General features: G+C 64.6%; 13 protein-coding genes and 3 pseudogenes. 6 read left to right on the forward strand and 10 right to left on the reverse strand.

Translation table 11 applies throughout. The features are described 5' to 3' along the window. Positions 1-75: 75 nt before the first annotated feature. The 6 genes from ACETMP_RS19900 to coxB all read right to left on the reverse strand — a co-directional run bounded on the left by ACETMP_RS19900 (position 76) and on the right by coxB (position 5,443). A complete protein-coding gene (locus ACETMP_RS19900; protein ID WP_375157512.1) occupies positions 76-969 on the reverse strand; it encodes a cytochrome c oxidase subunit 3 in 894 nt (297 codons plus the stop codon). Between the two features lie 80 nt (positions 970-1,049). After that, the gene (locus ACETMP_RS19905) at positions 1,050-1,700 is read right to left on the reverse strand and encodes a cytochrome c oxidase assembly protein (protein ID WP_375157513.1); all 651 of its coding nucleotides are present in this window, start codon (positions 1,698-1,700) and stop codon (positions 1,050-1,052) included. A 3-nt stretch (positions 1,701-1,703) separates the two neighbouring features. Then, complete coding sequence (locus ACETMP_RS19910) at positions 1,704-1,880, reverse strand: hypothetical protein (RefSeq protein WP_028134045.1); 177 nt, start codon at positions 1,878-1,880, stop codon at positions 1,704-1,706. After that, positions 1,877-2,821: a heme o synthase gene (locus ACETMP_RS19915; protein WP_375157514.1), complete on the reverse strand. Its 945-nt coding sequence runs from the start codon at positions 2,819-2,821 to the stop codon at positions 1,877-1,879. The genes ACETMP_RS19910 and ACETMP_RS19915 overlap by 4 nt, the downstream gene beginning before the upstream one ends. 60 nt (positions 2,822-2,881) lie before the next feature. Then, complete coding sequence (ctaD, locus tag ACETMP_RS19920; protein ID WP_028134043.1) at positions 2,882-4,501, reverse strand: cytochrome c oxidase subunit I; 1,620 nt, start codon at positions 4,499-4,501, stop codon at positions 2,882-2,884. Between the two features lie 87 nt (positions 4,502-4,588). After that, positions 4,589-5,443, reverse strand: a complete 855-nt coding sequence (coxB, locus tag ACETMP_RS19925) for a cytochrome c oxidase subunit II (RefSeq protein ID WP_257197669.1) — start codon at positions 5,441-5,443, stop codon at positions 4,589-4,591. Positions 5,444-5,904: 461 nt separating this feature from the next. On the opposite strand from coxB, the pseudogene ACETMP_RS19930 reads away from it, so the two are divergent. After that, a pseudogene (locus ACETMP_RS19930) lies at positions 5,905-6,451 on the forward strand (invasion associated locus B family protein). Between the two features lie 20 nt (positions 6,452-6,471). On the opposite strand, the gene ACETMP_RS19935 reads toward ACETMP_RS19930, so the two are convergent. Then, positions 6,472-6,852, reverse strand: coding sequence for a DUF433 domain-containing protein (locus tag ACETMP_RS19935; RefSeq protein ID WP_375157515.1), 381 nt, complete (start codon positions 6,850-6,852; stop codon positions 6,472-6,474). A gap of 136 nt (positions 6,853-6,988) precedes the next feature. Here ACETMP_RS19935 and tldD point away from each other — a divergent pair, with 136 nt between their 5' ends. The 3 genes and pseudogenes from tldD (at position 6,989) to ACETMP_RS19950 (ending at position 9,772) form a co-directional block, all read left to right on the forward strand. After that, complete coding sequence (tldD, locus tag ACETMP_RS19940) at positions 6,989-8,416, forward strand: metalloprotease TldD (RefSeq protein ID WP_375157516.1); 1,428 nt, start codon at positions 6,989-6,991, stop codon at positions 8,414-8,416. After that, positions 8,413-9,189: a signal peptidase I gene (gene lepB / locus ACETMP_RS19945; protein WP_375157517.1), complete on the forward strand. Its 777-nt coding sequence runs from the start codon at positions 8,413-8,415 to the stop codon at positions 9,187-9,189. The genes tldD and lepB overlap by 4 nt, the downstream gene beginning before the upstream one ends. A 16-nt stretch (positions 9,190-9,205) precedes the next feature. Beyond that, positions 9,206-9,772: pseudogene (locus ACETMP_RS19950) on the forward strand (nucleotidyltransferase family protein). Positions 9,773-9,899: 127 nt separating this feature from the next. On the opposite strand, the gene ACETMP_RS19955 reads toward ACETMP_RS19950, so the two are convergent. From ACETMP_RS19955 to ACETMP_RS19965, 3 genes and pseudogenes are all read right to left on the reverse strand, one after another. Beyond that, positions 9,900-10,466 carry a PAN domain-containing protein gene (locus ACETMP_RS19955; protein ID WP_375157518.1) on the reverse strand — a complete coding sequence of 189 codons (567 nt, stop codon included), beginning with the start codon at positions 10,464-10,466 and terminating at the stop codon, positions 9,900-9,902. Between the two features lie 111 nt (positions 10,467-10,577). Further along, positions 10,578-11,950: pseudogene (locus ACETMP_RS19960) on the reverse strand (glutamate--cysteine ligase). Between the two features lie 99 nt (positions 11,951-12,049). Next, positions 12,050-12,547 (reverse strand): MarR family winged helix-turn-helix transcriptional regulator, encoded by a 498-nt coding sequence (locus ACETMP_RS19965; protein WP_375157519.1) that lies wholly within the window; start codon positions 12,545-12,547, stop codon positions 12,050-12,052. Positions 12,548-12,672: 125 nt separating this feature from the next. Here ACETMP_RS19965 and gstA point away from each other — a divergent pair, with 125 nt between their 5' ends. Together gstA and ACETMP_RS19975 are read left to right on the forward strand one after the other, a co-directional pair. Beyond that, a complete protein-coding gene (gene gstA / locus ACETMP_RS19970; protein WP_375157520.1) occupies positions 12,673-13,287 on the forward strand; it encodes a glutathione transferase GstA in 615 nt (204 codons plus the stop codon). 244 nt (positions 13,288-13,531) lie between these two features. Beyond that, the gene (locus ACETMP_RS19975; protein ID WP_375157521.1) at positions 13,532-13,840 is read left to right on the forward strand and encodes a hypothetical protein; all 309 of its coding nucleotides are present in this window, start codon (positions 13,532-13,534) and stop codon (positions 13,838-13,840) included. The last annotated feature ends 184 nt before the right edge of the window (positions 13,841-14,024 follow it).

Raw genomic sequence — 14,024 nt, forward strand, 5'->3', positions numbered from 1 at the left:
TCGCCGAAACTTTCCGGCGGTCCAAAAGCGAAAGGGCGGCCCTGCGGCCGCCCTTTCTGGTCGATTCCTCGCGGCTCAGTGCGCGGCGGCCATGGTCGCGGCGCCGCGTCCCCAGACGTAGATGCAGAGGAACAGGAATAGCCAGACCACGTCGACGAAGTGCCAGTACCAGGCGGCGAACTCGAAGCCGAGGTGCTGCTTCGGCGTGAAGTGGCCGGCGTAGGCGCGGAACAGGCAGACCAGCAGGAAGATGGTGCCGACCAGCACATGGAAGCCGTGGAAGCCGGTCGCCATGAAGAAGGTCGCACCATAGACGTTGCCGGCGAAGGAGAACGCCGCGTGGCTGTATTCATAGGCCTGCACGCAGGTGAAGAGCGCACCAAGCACGACGGTAAGGATCAGGCCGTACTTGAGGCCCTGGCGGTCGTTCTCGAGCAGCGCGTGGTGCGCCCAGGTCACCGTGGTGCCCGAGGTCAGCAGGATCAGCGTGTTCAGAAGCGGCAGATGCCAGGGGTCGAAGGTTTCGATGCCCTTGGGCGGCCAGGTGCCGGGGACTGCGCAGGCGCCGGGCTGGGTGCCGAGGCCGCAGCCGAACACCGCGTCGCGGGTGGCGTGGACGGCGTCGGCCGGGAACAGCGCCGCGTTGAAATAGGCCCAGAACCAGGCGACGAAGAACATCACCTCCGAGGCGATGAACAGGATCATGCCGTAGCGGTGATGCAATTGCACGACGCGGGTGTGGTCGCCTTTGTACTGGGCTTCCTTCATCACGTCGGTCCACCAGCTCGCCATGGTGTAGAGCACGCCCACGGTGCCGACCCCGAACACGATCGGCGCGGCAGAGAACATGTGGTGCATCCAGGCGACCGCGCCGACTGCCATGATGAAAGCGGAAAGCGAGCCGACGAACGGCCAGGGAGAGGGATCGACCAGGTGATAGTCGTGATGCTTGGTGTGCGCCGTTGCCATTTGCGGTCTCTCTCCTCAATCCCGTGCCTGCCAGGCACTTGTCCCCTCGTTTTCCGACCCTTCGAGCAAGAGCCCGGCGGTCAGAGATTTCCCTTGCGCTTGTCGCCTTCGCCCGATGCCAGCGGTTTCACCACGGGATCCTTCACCGGATAGAAGGTGTAGGACAGCGTGATGGTGCTCAGCCCGTCGTTCTCGTGATCGTCGGCGATCGACGGATCGACGTAGAACACGACCGGCATCTCCCGCTTCTCGCCCGGGGCCATGGTCTGCTCGGTGAAGCAGAAGCAGTTGATCTTCTGGAAATAGGAGCCGACCGTCAGCGGAGCGACGTTGTAGGCGGCCTGCGCGGCCGTGGTGCGCGCGGCTTGATTGGTCACGGTATAGAAGACGGTCGTGACCTCTCCGATATTGACCTCGATCTCGTTCTGCTCCGGCTCGAATTTCCAGGGCAGGCCGGGCGCGACGTTGGAATCGAAGCGCACCGAGATCTTCCGCGCGATCGGCCCCGTGGCCGGCGCGGAGGTTGCGACCTGGGTCGTGCCGTTGAACCCGGTGGCGCGGCAGAACCAATTGTAGAACGGTACCGCCGCGTAGGAAGCGCCGACCATCAGCGCGACCACGCCGCCGCAGATCGAAGCAACCACCGCATCGCGTCCCAGCCCGCGGCGTGTGGCCGGCTTGCGATCGCCCGGCTTGGCGCTGTCCTGCGATATGGTCGGCTCCTGATTCATCTTCTACATCGGCCGCACGAGAACCGCCGGTCCCTTGACCATGGTGACGGCGAAGAACAGCACCACCAGCACGCCGAGCGCGAGTGCGATCGCGATCGAGCGCTGACGACGGCTCTTCTTCTGCGCCTCGGTGAGGACGATTCCGCCTGTCTCGGGTTTGTCGGCCATCGCTGTGATCATGCGCCCCCTACCATCGGAGCCAGCGCCCGGACCACGACCTCGACCAGCAGGGTCGCGAACAGTGCGAACAGATAGAGGATCGAAAAGGCAAACAGCTTGCGGGTCGCGCGCAGCGACGCAGCCCGCTCGCGACGCAGATAGACGTTGATCGCGAGCACCAGCATGCCGGCGCCCAGGATCAGCGAAGCGATGCCGTAGACGGCGTCGAAATAGCCGAGCGCCCAGGGTGCGGCGGCGACCGCGATCAGCACGATTGTGTAGAGCAGGATCTGGAGCCGCGTCGCATCGGGACCGGCGACGTTGGGCAGCATCGGAATGCCGGCGCGCGCGTAGTCGTCGGAGCGGAACAGCGCCAGCGCCCAGAAGTGCGGCGGGGTCCAGAAGAAGATGATGGCGAACAGCAGCAGCGGCTCGACGTCGACCGTGCCCGTGACGGCGGCCCAGGCCACCACCGGCGGCAGCGCGCCGGCGGCACCGCCGATCACGATGTTCTGCGCGGTCCAGCGCTTCAGGCCCATCGTGTAGATCACGACGTAGAAGAAGATGGTGAAGGCGAGCAGGCTGCCGGCGATCCAGTTGACGAGGATGCCGAGCGTCATCACCGAGAAGAAGGACAGCGTCAGGCCGAAGGCCATCGCCTCGGGGCGGGTGATGCGGCCGCGCGGGATCGGCCGGTTCGCCGTGCGCGACATCTTGGAGTCGATGTCGCCTTCGAGCGCCATGTTGAGCGCGCCGGAGGCACCGGCACCGACGGCGATGCAAAGCAGCGAGGTGAACGCGAGCACGGGGTGGAAGTGTCCCGGCGCCATCGCCATCCCGACCAGCGCGGTGAAGATCACCAGCGACATCACCCGCGGCTTCAGCAGCGCGATGTAGTCGCCGACCTCCGCCTCGGAGATGCGCGGATTGATGTCGATGGCGTTCTGGTCGAGGACGGACACGAATTCAACTCGCTTCGTTGGAAGAGCCGCGGCGCCCGTCACGGGCGCCGCGGTGATCGCTCACTGCACGCGGGGCAGCACTTCGAACTGATGGAAGGGCGGCGGCGAGGGCAGCGTCCATTCCAGCGTGGTCGCACCCGCACCCCACGGATTGTCGCCCGCCGGCACCTTCTTCATGAAGGCGTCGACCACGCAGTACAGGAAGATCAGCACGCCGAAGCCGGAGATGTAGGAGCCGAGCGACGAGACCAGATTCCAGCCTGCGAACGCATCGGGATAGTCGACGTAGCGACGCGGCATGCCGGACAGGCCGAGGAAGTGCTGCGGGAAGAACACCAGGTTGACGCCGATGAAGGTGACCCAGAAGTGCGCCTTCGCGAGCCCTTCATTGTACATGTAGCCCGACATCTTCGGGAACCAGTAGTACCAGCCGGCGAAGATCGCGAACACCGCGCCGAGCGAGAGCACGTAGTGGAAGTGCGCGACGACGTAGTAGGTCTCCTGCAGCACGCGATCGACGCCCGCGTTCGCCAGCACGACGCCGGTGACGCCGCCGATCGTGAACAGGAAGATGAAGCCGACCGCCCAGATCATCGGGGCGCGGAATTCGATCGAGCCGCCCCACATCGTGGCGATCCACGAGAAAATCTTCACGCCGGTCGGAACCGCGATCACCATCGTCGCGGCGACGAAATAGGCCTGCGTCGCCGAGGACATGCCGACCGTGTACATATGGTGCGCCCACACCACGAAGCCGATGCCGCCGATCGCGACCATGGCGTAGGCCATGCCGAGATAGCCGAACACGGGCTTGCGCGAGAAGGTCGAGACGATCTGGCTGATCATGCCGAAGCCGGGCAGGATCAGGATGTACACCTCGGGGTGGCCGAAGAACCAGAACAGATGCTGGAACAGCACCGGATCGCCGCCGCCGTCGGGGGCGAAGAAGGTCGTGCCGAAATTGCGGTCGGTGAGCAGCATGGTGATCGCGCCGGCGAGCACCGGCAGCGACAGCAGCAGCAGGAACACCGTCACCAGGATCGACCACACGAACAGCGGCATCTTGTGCAGGGTCATGCCGGGGGCGCGCATGTTGAAGATCGTGGTGATGAAGTTGATGGCGCCGAGGATCGACGAGGCACCCGCCAGATGCAGCGACAGGATCGCGAAGTCGACGGCCGGACCGGGATGCCCGGAGCTCGACAGCGGCACGTACATGGTCCAGCCCGCGCCGACGCCGTTGGCGCCCGGCTCGCCCTCGACGAAGGTCGACATCAGGAGCAGGGCGAAGGAGGCCGGCAGCAGCCAGAACGAGATGTTGTTCATGCGCGGGAACGCCATGTCCGGCGCGCCGATCATCAGCGGGACGAACCAGTTGCCGAAGCCGCCGATCATCGCGGGCATGACCATGAAGAAGATCATGATCAGGCCGTGCGAGGTCACGAACACGTTATAGGTGTGGGTCTCGTGGAAGACCTGCACGCCCGGATACATCAGCTCGGCACGGATCGCGATCGACATCGCCAGGCCGATGATGCCTGCGATGACCGCGAACACCAGGTACATCGTGCCGATGTCCTTGTGGTTGGTCGAATAGACGTAGCGGCGCCATCCGGTCGGATGGGCGTGCTCGTCATGTCCGTGGGCGTGATCGCCGTGTGCCGCTGCGCTCGTTGCCATGTTCAAATCCTGCCTTGCGTCCCATTCGGACCTCCAGGAGGTCCCGCCCTTCTATCGCTTCCAGTGCCTCAAGCCGTCATCCGACGCTTACTGCGTCGGACCGGCCGCGGAGGCGTAGGTGCTGGCGCCGCCGCTCGCATATTTCTTCTTCGCCGTCTCGACCCAGGAGGCGAATTCCTGCTCGCTCACCACGCGCACGGCGATCGGCATGAAAGCGTGGTCCTTGCCGCACAATTCCGAACACTGGCCGTAATACATGCCGGTCTTGGGGGCCTTGAACCAGGTCTCGTTCAGGCGGCCCGGAATGGCGTCGATCTTGACGCCGAAAGCCGGCACCGCGAAGGCATGGATGACGTCGGCGCCGGTGGTCTGGACGCGAATCACCTTGTTGACCGGCACCACCATCTCGTTGTCGACGCCGAGCAGACGGGGCTGCTTGTCCTGCGCCATCAGCGAGTCGAACTCGAACTTGCCGTTATCGGGATAGGCATAGGACCAGTACCATTGCTTGCCGGTCGCCTTGATGGTCAGATCCGCTTTCGGAATGTCGAGCTCCAGGAACAGCAGCCGGAACGACGGCACCGAGATGCCGACCAGGATCAGCACCGGAACGAGCGTCCAGGCCACCTCGATCAGCGTGTTGTGGGTGGTCCGCGACGGCACCGGATTGGCCCGCGCATTGAACTTGACAACCACGACCACGAGCAGCGCCAGAACGAACAGCGTGATCAGCGTGATCAGCACGAACAGGAAGTTGTGGAACCAGACGATGTTGTCCATCACCGGAGAACCGGACTGCTGGAGCGTCCACTCCCACGGAGCCGGCTGCCCGACCTCGGCGAATGCCGCGCCACCCGTCGCCAGCGTGACACCAGCCGCCACCACGGCGATGGTGGCCAATTCCAGCAGATGCTGGCCCACCCGACCCATCGACATCCTCATGCCGTTCGCGCTCCCCTTACGAAATCACCCCAAGTGCGCTCCCCTGTGTCCGGGCAACGCTTATTCGATCCGCCCGCCTGACAAACCGCCGCGCAAGAATACCTCTAAGAGGAATTCGGGCCAGATCGCTAGAACGCCGAAATCTAGCCTCTCAAACCATAATTCTTGATCTATCGCAATGCAGTCTTGCGCCTGATCTGCCAGCCATCACCCGCAGGATAATTCCTAGTAACATCGGACAAAAATACCGTTTGCCGGGATGCTGCCGCTTGACAGCGGAATTGCCCGCGTTAGGCACTGGCAGATGGCCGCGCAGGAACCTGATTCGTGCGGGCGGCGGCGGTGCGAGGCGGCGCGGAATTTGCTTGGCAATCGCCTTCAAGACGCCGTCATTCCCGTATCAGTCCGCCAGATGAGTCCGCCAAGCGCGAGCGAGGAAGGCGAGCGGAGGGACCGACCCGATGGGGTTTTCGATATCGATGGCAAGACCGGCGACAAGGCCGCTTAACCGCCTCCCGGTGCTGGCCACGTTGCTGGCTGCGCTCCTCCTCCTGGCGCTTCCCGGCCTTGCCCATGCGCAGGGCGCGGTGCGCTCTGTCCATGGCGACTGGCAGATTCTGCTGCGACACGCCGCCCGGCGCCCAGACCGAGCAATGCGCGCTGATCCAGAGCGTGGTGGCGGAAGACCGCTCCAATGCCGGCCTGACCGTGATCGTGCTGAAGACCGCCGACCAGAAGAGCCGGCTGATGCGCGTGGTGGCGCCGCTGGGTGTGCTGCTGCCCTCCGGTCTCGGCCTCAAGCTCGACAACCAGGACGTCGGCCGAGCCGGGTTCGTGCGCTGCCTGCCCAATGGCTGCGTCGCCGAGGTCGTCATGGACGACAAGCTGCTCGGCCAGCTCCGCACCGCCAAGACCGCCACCTTCATCATCTTCGAGACACCCGAAGAAGGCATCGGCTTCCCGCTCAGCCTGAACGGCCTCGGCGAGGGCTATGACAAGCTGCCGTAGGGGCTGCGCCCAATCGCAGGCTATCGAATTCCCGTCATCCTGAGGCGCGAGTTCGGCAGCGCAAGCTGCGCTGCCGTGCGAGCCTCAAAGGATGAACGGCCGAGCTGCTGGCGGTGCCGTCGTCCTTCGAGGCTCGCCCTGCTTTGCAAGGCGAACACCTCAGGATGACGGTGATGGATTATCGTTCGCCACAAGCTCGACCACTGGGTCCCCAGCGGCGAAAGCCAGCGCGCTTTGATATCGTCCTCGGTCAACGCCGGAAAATCATCGAGGATTTGAGCGTAAGTCCGACCGGCATCCAGCCAACCGAGCACATCCGCCACGGCAATCCGCATGTGGCGGATACAAGGTCTCCCTCCCCGCTTATCCGGTTCGATAGAGATGACACCTCGCCGGCTCATCAGGGCACCACAGCATGGACTGAGGCGGCGCAGCGGTGCGCCCTTCCTATCGTTTCCGTAATGTGACGCCCCGCCCCTCGCGGAACCGATCCGAAACCATTATCTTGACCCACATCTTCCGCTAATGGATGGACGCATGACCAATCCTGCCACGACCTCCCTGCTCGACCGCGCCAATCTCGACCGCGACCAGGTTCGCCACGAGCTCGCGCGCGGGCTTTCCGGCGCCGACGACGGCGAGCTGTTCCTGGAGTACAGCCAGACCGAAGCGCTGATGTTCGACAATGGGCGGCTGAAGCAGGCGACCTACGACACCTCGCAAGGTTTTGGCCTGCGCGCGGTCAAGGACGATGCGGTCGGCTACGCGCATTCCTCCGACGTGTCCCTGCCGGCGCTGATGCGCGCCGCGGACGCGGTTGCGGCTGTGCGCGGCGGCTATTCCGGCAGCTTTGCCGCGCCGCCTCCGCACACCAATATCCGGCTCTATGGCGACGACAATCCGCTCGACGCCCCCGGCTTCGAGACCAAGGTCAAGCTGCTCGCCGAGATCAACGCTTACCTGCGCGACAAGGATCCCCGGGTGCGGCAGGTCAGCGTCAGCCTCGGTGCGACCTGGCAGGTGGTCGAGATCCTGCGGCCGGACGGCGAGAGCTATCGCGACATCCGTCCGCTCGTCCGCGTCAACATCTCCGTCGTGGCCGGCCAAGGCGACCGCCAGGAGAGCGGCAGCAAGGGTTATGGCGGCCGTGCCGGCTATGCCGAATTCATCGAGAGCCGGAATTGGCGCGACGCCGCCGACGGCGCGCTGCGCGAGGCGCTGGTCAATCTGGAATCGATTCCGGCCCCGGCCGGCGAGATGGACGTCGTGCTCGGCGCCGGCTGGCCCGGAGTGATGCTGCACGAAGCGGTCGGCCATGGCCTGGAAGGCGATTTCAACCGCAAGAAGACCTCTGCATTCGCCGGCCTGATGGGCCAGCAGGTCGCGGCCAAGGGCGTCACCGTGGTCGACGACGGCACCATTGCCTCGCGCCGCGGCTCGCTGTCGATCGACGACGAGGGCACGCCGACCAATCGCACCGTGCTGATCGAGGACGGCATCCTGGTCGGCTACATGCAGGACCGTCAGAACGCACGGCTGATGAACATGAAGCCGACCGGCAACGGCCGCCGCCAGGGCTATGCCCATGTGCCGATGCCGCGCATGACCAATACCTACATGCTCGCGGGCGACCGCGATCCGGCCGAGATCCTCGCCTCGGTGAAGAACGGCGTCTTCGCCGCGAATTTCGGCGGCGGCCAAGTCGACATCACCTCGGGCAAGTACGTGTTCCAGTGCACCGAGGCCTACAAGATCGAGAACGGCAAGATCGGCGCGCCGCTGAAGGGCGCCATGCTGATCGGCAACGGGCCGACCGACCTGCATCGCATCCGCATGATCGGCAACGATCTCGCGCTCGATACCGGCATCGGCACCTGCGGCAAGAACGGCCAGGGCGTGCCCGTCGGCGTCGGCCAGCCGTCGCTGCTGATGGAGCGCATTACCGTGGGTGGAACCGGCGCATGAGCGTTGAGAAAGAGACCGTCACCTCCAAGCAGAAGGGCAGCGGCTGGGGCGGGCAGCTCGTTCAGCTCGCCGGCATCGTCGTCGCCGTGTTCATCGCCAAGGGCGCGCTTGCCGAGCCGTTCTACGTGCCGTCGGGCTCGATGGAGCCGACGTTGCTGATCGGCGACGCGCTGCTCGCCTCCAAATTCCCCTACGGCTACGGCACTTCCTCGCTGCCGATCCAGATCAGCCTGCCCGAGACCGGCCGGGTGTTCGCGGAAACGCCGAAGCTCGGCGACGTCGTCGTGTTCCGCTGGCCCGGCGATCGCTCGCAGGCCTGGGTCAAGCGCGTCGTGGGGCTGCCCGGCGATCGCATCCAGATGCGGCAGGGCCAGCTCTTCATCAACGACCGCCCCGCCGAGCTCAAGCCGGACGGCGTCGGCGCTGCCGAGGACGACAATGGCGGCAACGAGCCCGCCTACCGCTATGTCGAGACGCTGCCGAACGGCGTCTCGCATCTGATCTTCAAGATGCGCGACAACGGACCGCTCGACAACACGCCGGAAGTGACGGTGCCGGCCGGTCACCTCTTCGTGCTCGGCGACAACCGCGACAATTCCTCCGACAGCCGCGTGTCGCTGCGCTCCGGCGGCGTCGGCCTGTTGCCGATCGACAATCTGATCGGCCGTGCGGATGCGGTGCTCGGCTCCTGGGATCTCGGCATGCGAAGCCAGCCGGTGTGGACCTGGCTGTCCGGCTTCCGGCTGGCGCGATTCTTCACTGCCGTGCATTGATCCGCCTCGTCTCACGATGAACCGTGACGAATTCCTCGCACTCGCGCTGAGGAATCCCGTCAACGTCGCGATCATCGATGAGCTCGATCGTCACGCGCTGCCGGATGCGTGGCTGGTTTCGGGATGCCTGGTGCAGACCGTGTGGAACGTGCTCACCGGCCGCGCGGTCGATTTTGGCATCGCCGATTACGACGTATTCTAGTTCGACCCCGACACCTCGTGGGAGGCGGAGGACGCGGTGATCCGCGAGCTGGACGCGCGGCTCACGCATCTCGGCGTCAAGGTCGAGATCCGCAACCAGGCGCGTGTACATCTGTGGTACCCCCACAAGCACGGCCTGCCCTATCCGCCCCTGACGCGCGCATCCGATGGCATCGACCGCTTCCTGACGCAGAACACGCAAATCGGCGTGAAACGCGGAAGAGATAGCTACGAGGTCTACGCGCCACACGGCTTTGACGACGTCGCGGGACTGATCGCGCGGCCAAATCCAGGACCGAATTTCTCCGCGGCGAATTACGCGGCCAAAGCCGCCCGCTGGAAGGCGCTGTGGCCGGAGCTCACGGTGATCGCGCCGGAGTGAGGTGCGGCAGGGTGGGCAAAGGCGCGAAGCGCCGTGCCCACGATCTTTCCGATCTGGCCACAGACGCGTGGGCACGCTTCGCTTTGCCCACCCTACCGCACCTGCGTCCGGGGCACGAGCCCGAGCGCTACCGCACCACGCCCGACGTGAAGCCCGCCTTGCGGCGCGGCGGCTTGATTTCCTTTTTCAGGAAGCAGCGCGCCTCGCGTCCGGTGTAGCCGGGGCGGGCATAGGTGAAGGCACGGCATTTGTTGTCGACGGTGCAGGCGGCCTTGCAGACCTCCACGCCCTCGCCGTCCTTCAGCTCGAAATTGCGCAGATCGCCGCCGGGGCGGTCGATCGACGTCTCCACGCCCTCGACCCTCGGCTCGATCACGCCGGCGCCGCGCACGCCGGAGATACAGCAGCTTCCCGGCACGCGCGCCGGCACGGTGTTCTTCAGCCAGCACACCGCCGAGCCGCCCTCGACGTCGGGATAGCTGAAGCTCCACGAGCGGCAGCGGCGATCGCGCTCGCACAGCAACGCGCAATCCTCCGGATCGCCCGAGGCGACCGGTGTGCTGAAATAGTCGCCGCCGGGCCGATCAAACGCGGTCTGGGCGTGCGTCGGCGCGTTCGCGAAAGCGAGCGTAAGCAGCGCGGCGCATGCCACGACCTTTGCCATGACGGCGCCGGACAGGCGGCCCTTCCCCATCGGAACAGCTTTCGAGTTATTGACGACGCTCAGGTTTTTCGGCCGGTCATTTGATCGCCGCAAACCTGTATGGGCGATGAACGGCTGAAAGCCCGGTCGTTGGTCTATGGTCTAGAAAGCGTATTCCGCGTAGGCGGGTTCCACTGAGCCCTTCCAGGGGCCGTTGAACTTGTCCAACATTTCCTCAGCCGGCGTCCGGCCGGAATCGATGATACGGTCGAGCGGCTCCAGATGCCGCGTTTCGTCGCGGCCGACCTGGTCGATCCGGGCCCGCCGGCGCAGGCCGGCATGCGCCAGAACGAGGCATTCCTTGGCGATCTCGAACAGATAGCGATCCCTGATCCGCGCCTTGAAGCCCATCCGCGGCACGTCGTCGCGCAGGGCCTGACGCTCAGGCGCGGTCCAATGCTTGACGATCTCCCAGGCCGCATCGAGCGCAACGTCGTCGTAGAGCAGCCCGACCCAGAACGCCGGCAGCGCCGGCAGCCGGCCCCCACGGACCGCCGTCGGAGCCGCGCATCTCGAGATAACGCTTGAGCCGCACTTCCGGGAAGATGGTCGAGAGATGATTGGCCCAGTCCGACAGCGTCGGACGCTCGCCGGGAAGGTTGTTGTTGCGGCCGTCGAAGAAGGCGCGGAACGAGGAGCCCGACACGTCGATGTAGTCCTCGCCGCGCTTGACGAAATACATGGGGACGTCGAGCGCGTAGTCGACATAGCGCTCGAACCCCATGCCGTCCTCGAACGCCCACGGCATCATGCCCGAGCGTGCATTGTCGGTGTCACGCCAGATCTCGGAGCGGAAGGAGAGGAAGCCGTTCGGCTTGCCTTCGGTGAACGGCGAGTTGGCAAACAGCGCGGTCGCGACCGGCTGCAGCGCCAGCGACACGCGCAGCTTCTTGACCATGTCGGCTTCGGAGGAGAAGTCAAGGTTGGTCTGCACCGTGCAGGTCCGGTACATCATGTCGAGGCCGTATTGGCCGACCTTCGGCATGTAATTGGTCATGATCTTGTAGCGGCCCTTGGGCATCATCGGGATCTCGGCGCGCGACCAGGACGGCGTCATGCCGAGGCCGAGGAAGCCGATGCCGAGCGGCGTTGCGATCTCGCGCACCTGCGCAAGATGCGCCATCAGCTCGCTCTGGGTCTGGTGCACGTTCTCGACCGGGGCGCCTGAGAGCTCGAACTGTCCGCCGGGCTCGAAGCGAGATCGCTCCGCCGCCGGTGACGTCGTAGAGGCCGATGATGTTGCCCTTCTCCATGATCGGCTCCCAGCCGAGCAGGAGCTTCATGCCCTCGAGCAATGCACCGATGCCTCGCGCGCCTTCGTAAGGCACCGGACGGTGGCCTTCGAGCGTGAACGGCGTCTTCTCGTGCTCGGTGCCCATGCGGAATTCCGACGGGTCCTTGCAGCCGGCCTCGAACCACGCGACGAGCTCGTCGCGCGATTGCAGCGGCGTCATATCGATCTGGTCTCGCGCCATATCAAACTCTAATCAAGGGCGCTTCGGTCGAATGCGCGCGGGTGACGGGGATGGTCCGCGAACCCACCGGGCGCACGGACGAGCTGGTGTGCCGTGCGGTCATCGCGACGGCGCGTTTTCGTTGGCGTTGGCGACGGGCGGAAGCTTCATCTCGCCGCAGGAGCAGCCCAGGCGGTCGAGCAGATCGCTGAGCTTGACGGCATCGGCATCGGACAGCTTCGAACCGACATATTTCTCGATCGCGGCCGAATAGGCGCTCCACATCCGCTTCTGCAGCTCGCGGCCGGCTTCCGTGATCTCGACGAACTGGCCGCGCTTGTCGATCTTGCATTCGCGCCGCGAGGCGAGGCCCTCGTCGACCAGGCGGTCGATCAGGCGCGAGGTGGAATATTGCGGAATCAGCATCTGCCGTTCGAGTTCCACCGGCCGCAGCTCGCCCGTCGGCGCCCGCGACAATTCGAGCAGCGCGTCATACCAGGCCAGCGGCGGGAAGCCGGCTCGCTTCAAGTCCTGCTCGACGCAATCGAGCACGCGGCTCTGCACCCGCATCAGGCGGATCCAGGCGGCAGTTGCCTCGGTCGATGGTTTGCGTTTCATGGTCCCGCTCAAGCTCGTCGTCCGTGTCTTACCTCATTTGATGCAGCTGCATCAATCTTGACTATTTCAAGCAGTTGCATGTAATCGCTCTTTCGGCCGAACCAAGCTCAAGAGAAGGAAATTCCATGAAGCTGTATTATTCGCCCGGTGCCTGCTCGCTGTCCCCCCACATCGCCCTTCTGGAAGCCGGCCTGCCCTACGAGCTGGTCAAGGTGGATCTCCGGGCCAAGAAGCTCGAAAATGGTGAGGATTATCTGAAGCTGAATCCCAAGGGCCAGGTGCCTGCGCTGGGCCTCGACAGCGGCGAGATCGTGACCGAAGGCCCGGTGATTGTCCAGATGATCGCCGATCAGGCCTCAAGCAAAGCGCTGGCGCCGGCCCACGGCAGTTCTGAGCGCTACAAGCTGCAGGAGTGGCTGAACTTCCTCACCTCCGAGGTGCACAAGAGCTTTGGCCCGATGTTCGCGCCGGCGCTGAACGACGAGGCCAAGGCCTTCTTCAAAGACCGCGTCATGGGCAAGCTGAAATATATCGACGGCCAGCTCGCCGGCCGCGACTACCTCATGGGCAAGCAGTTCACGGTGGCCGACGGCTATCTCTTCACGATGCTGACCTGGGCGGACCGGATGAAGTTCGACCTCTCGGCGATGCCGAACCTTGCCGCCTACAAGACCCGCGTCGCGGCGCGGCCGCAGGTGCAGGAAGCACTGAAGAAGGAAGGGCTGGCCCAGGCGAAGTGAGGCGAGGCCCGACAGACGGAATGATGGAAGAGCCGGATCGATGATCCGGCTCTTTTTTGCTTGAACCGGTTGCGCAAGCCCGGATGTTCGAGATGTCCGGGACATCAATTTTACGAGCATTGTCGGAGTTAACAATAATTCCGCGTGATGTGCGCGGCGGAGGTCAGCATCGTTGTGACGGCGATCCGGGTGGCTCAAGCTCAGCCATCGACTGCGATATGGACCTGCGAACCGGGAAGCTCTGGTGACAACCATATTCCTGCTCCTGCTCGCGAGCATGATCGCTGGATTGTCGACGGGACTCTTCTTCCGAGTCTGGACTCTCTTATTGGTTTCGCCGGCGACCGCGATCCTTGCTGCAATAGTGCTTCAGACCTCGGGCTTCGGATTCTGGACCGGAATCCCACTCGTCGTTGGCTGCCTGATTGTCGGCCAGGTCGCCTATCTGGCGGCCTCGCTCTACATGCACAGAGGCGAGCTTTCAGTGCAGGACGACATCGACGGCGACCCAGGCAAGCACGGCCATCGCCACATCGACGACGAGAACGAGTAAGGCCAGGCCGACCCATGAGGGCATTTTTCTGCGCAGCCTCAAGAGCCTGCGGCGGGGCCACGGCGGCCCCATCAGGGAGAGCGGGGCGTATCTTACGGCAACGCCGGCTGCGTTGAGTTGAGACACCCTTGAGGTCATTACGGGACACTTTCAATGCTGATGGTCATCCGTTGGATCCGTCAGC

It is taken from the genome of Bradyrhizobium dasycarpum (assembly GCF_042019905.1).
Taxonomy (GTDB): Bacteria; Pseudomonadota; Alphaproteobacteria; order Rhizobiales; family Xanthobacteraceae; genus Bradyrhizobium; species Bradyrhizobium japonicum_B.

Coding starts and splice junctions, on each gene's coding strand:
- ACETMP_RS19900 (WP_375157512.1), bottom strand. CDS start 969: ATGGCAACGGCGCACACCAAGCATCACGACTATCACCTGGTCGATCCC.
- ACETMP_RS19905 (WP_375157513.1), bottom strand. CDS start 1,700: ATGAATCAGGAGCCGACCATATCGCAGGACAGCGCCAAGCCGGGCGAT.
- ACETMP_RS19910 (WP_028134045.1), bottom strand. CDS start 1,880: ATGATCACAGCGATGGCCGACAAACCCGAGACAGGCGGAATCGTCCTC.
- ctaD (WP_028134043.1), bottom strand. CDS start 4,501: ATGGCAACGAGCGCAGCGGCACACGGCGATCACGCCCACGGACATGAC.
- coxB (WP_257197669.1), bottom strand. CDS start 5,443: ATGAGGATGTCGATGGGTCGGGTGGGCCAGCATCTGCTGGAATTGGCC.
- ACETMP_RS19935 (WP_375157515.1), bottom strand. CDS start 6,852: ATGAGCCGGCGAGGTGTCATCTCTATCGAACCGGATAAGCGGGGAGGG.
- tldD (WP_375157516.1), top strand. CDS start 6,989: ATGACCAATCCTGCCACGACCTCCCTGCTCGACCGCGCCAATCTCGAC.
- lepB (WP_375157517.1), top strand. CDS start 8,413: ATGAGCGTTGAGAAAGAGACCGTCACCTCCAAGCAGAAGGGCAGCGGC.
- ACETMP_RS19955 (WP_375157518.1), bottom strand. CDS start 10,466: ATGGGGAAGGGCCGCCTGTCCGGCGCCGTCATGGCAAAGGTCGTGGCA.
- ACETMP_RS19965 (WP_375157519.1), bottom strand. CDS start 12,547: ATGAAACGCAAACCATCGACCGAGGCAACTGCCGCCTGGATCCGCCTG.
- gstA (WP_375157520.1), top strand. CDS start 12,673: ATGAAGCTGTATTATTCGCCCGGTGCCTGCTCGCTGTCCCCCCACATC.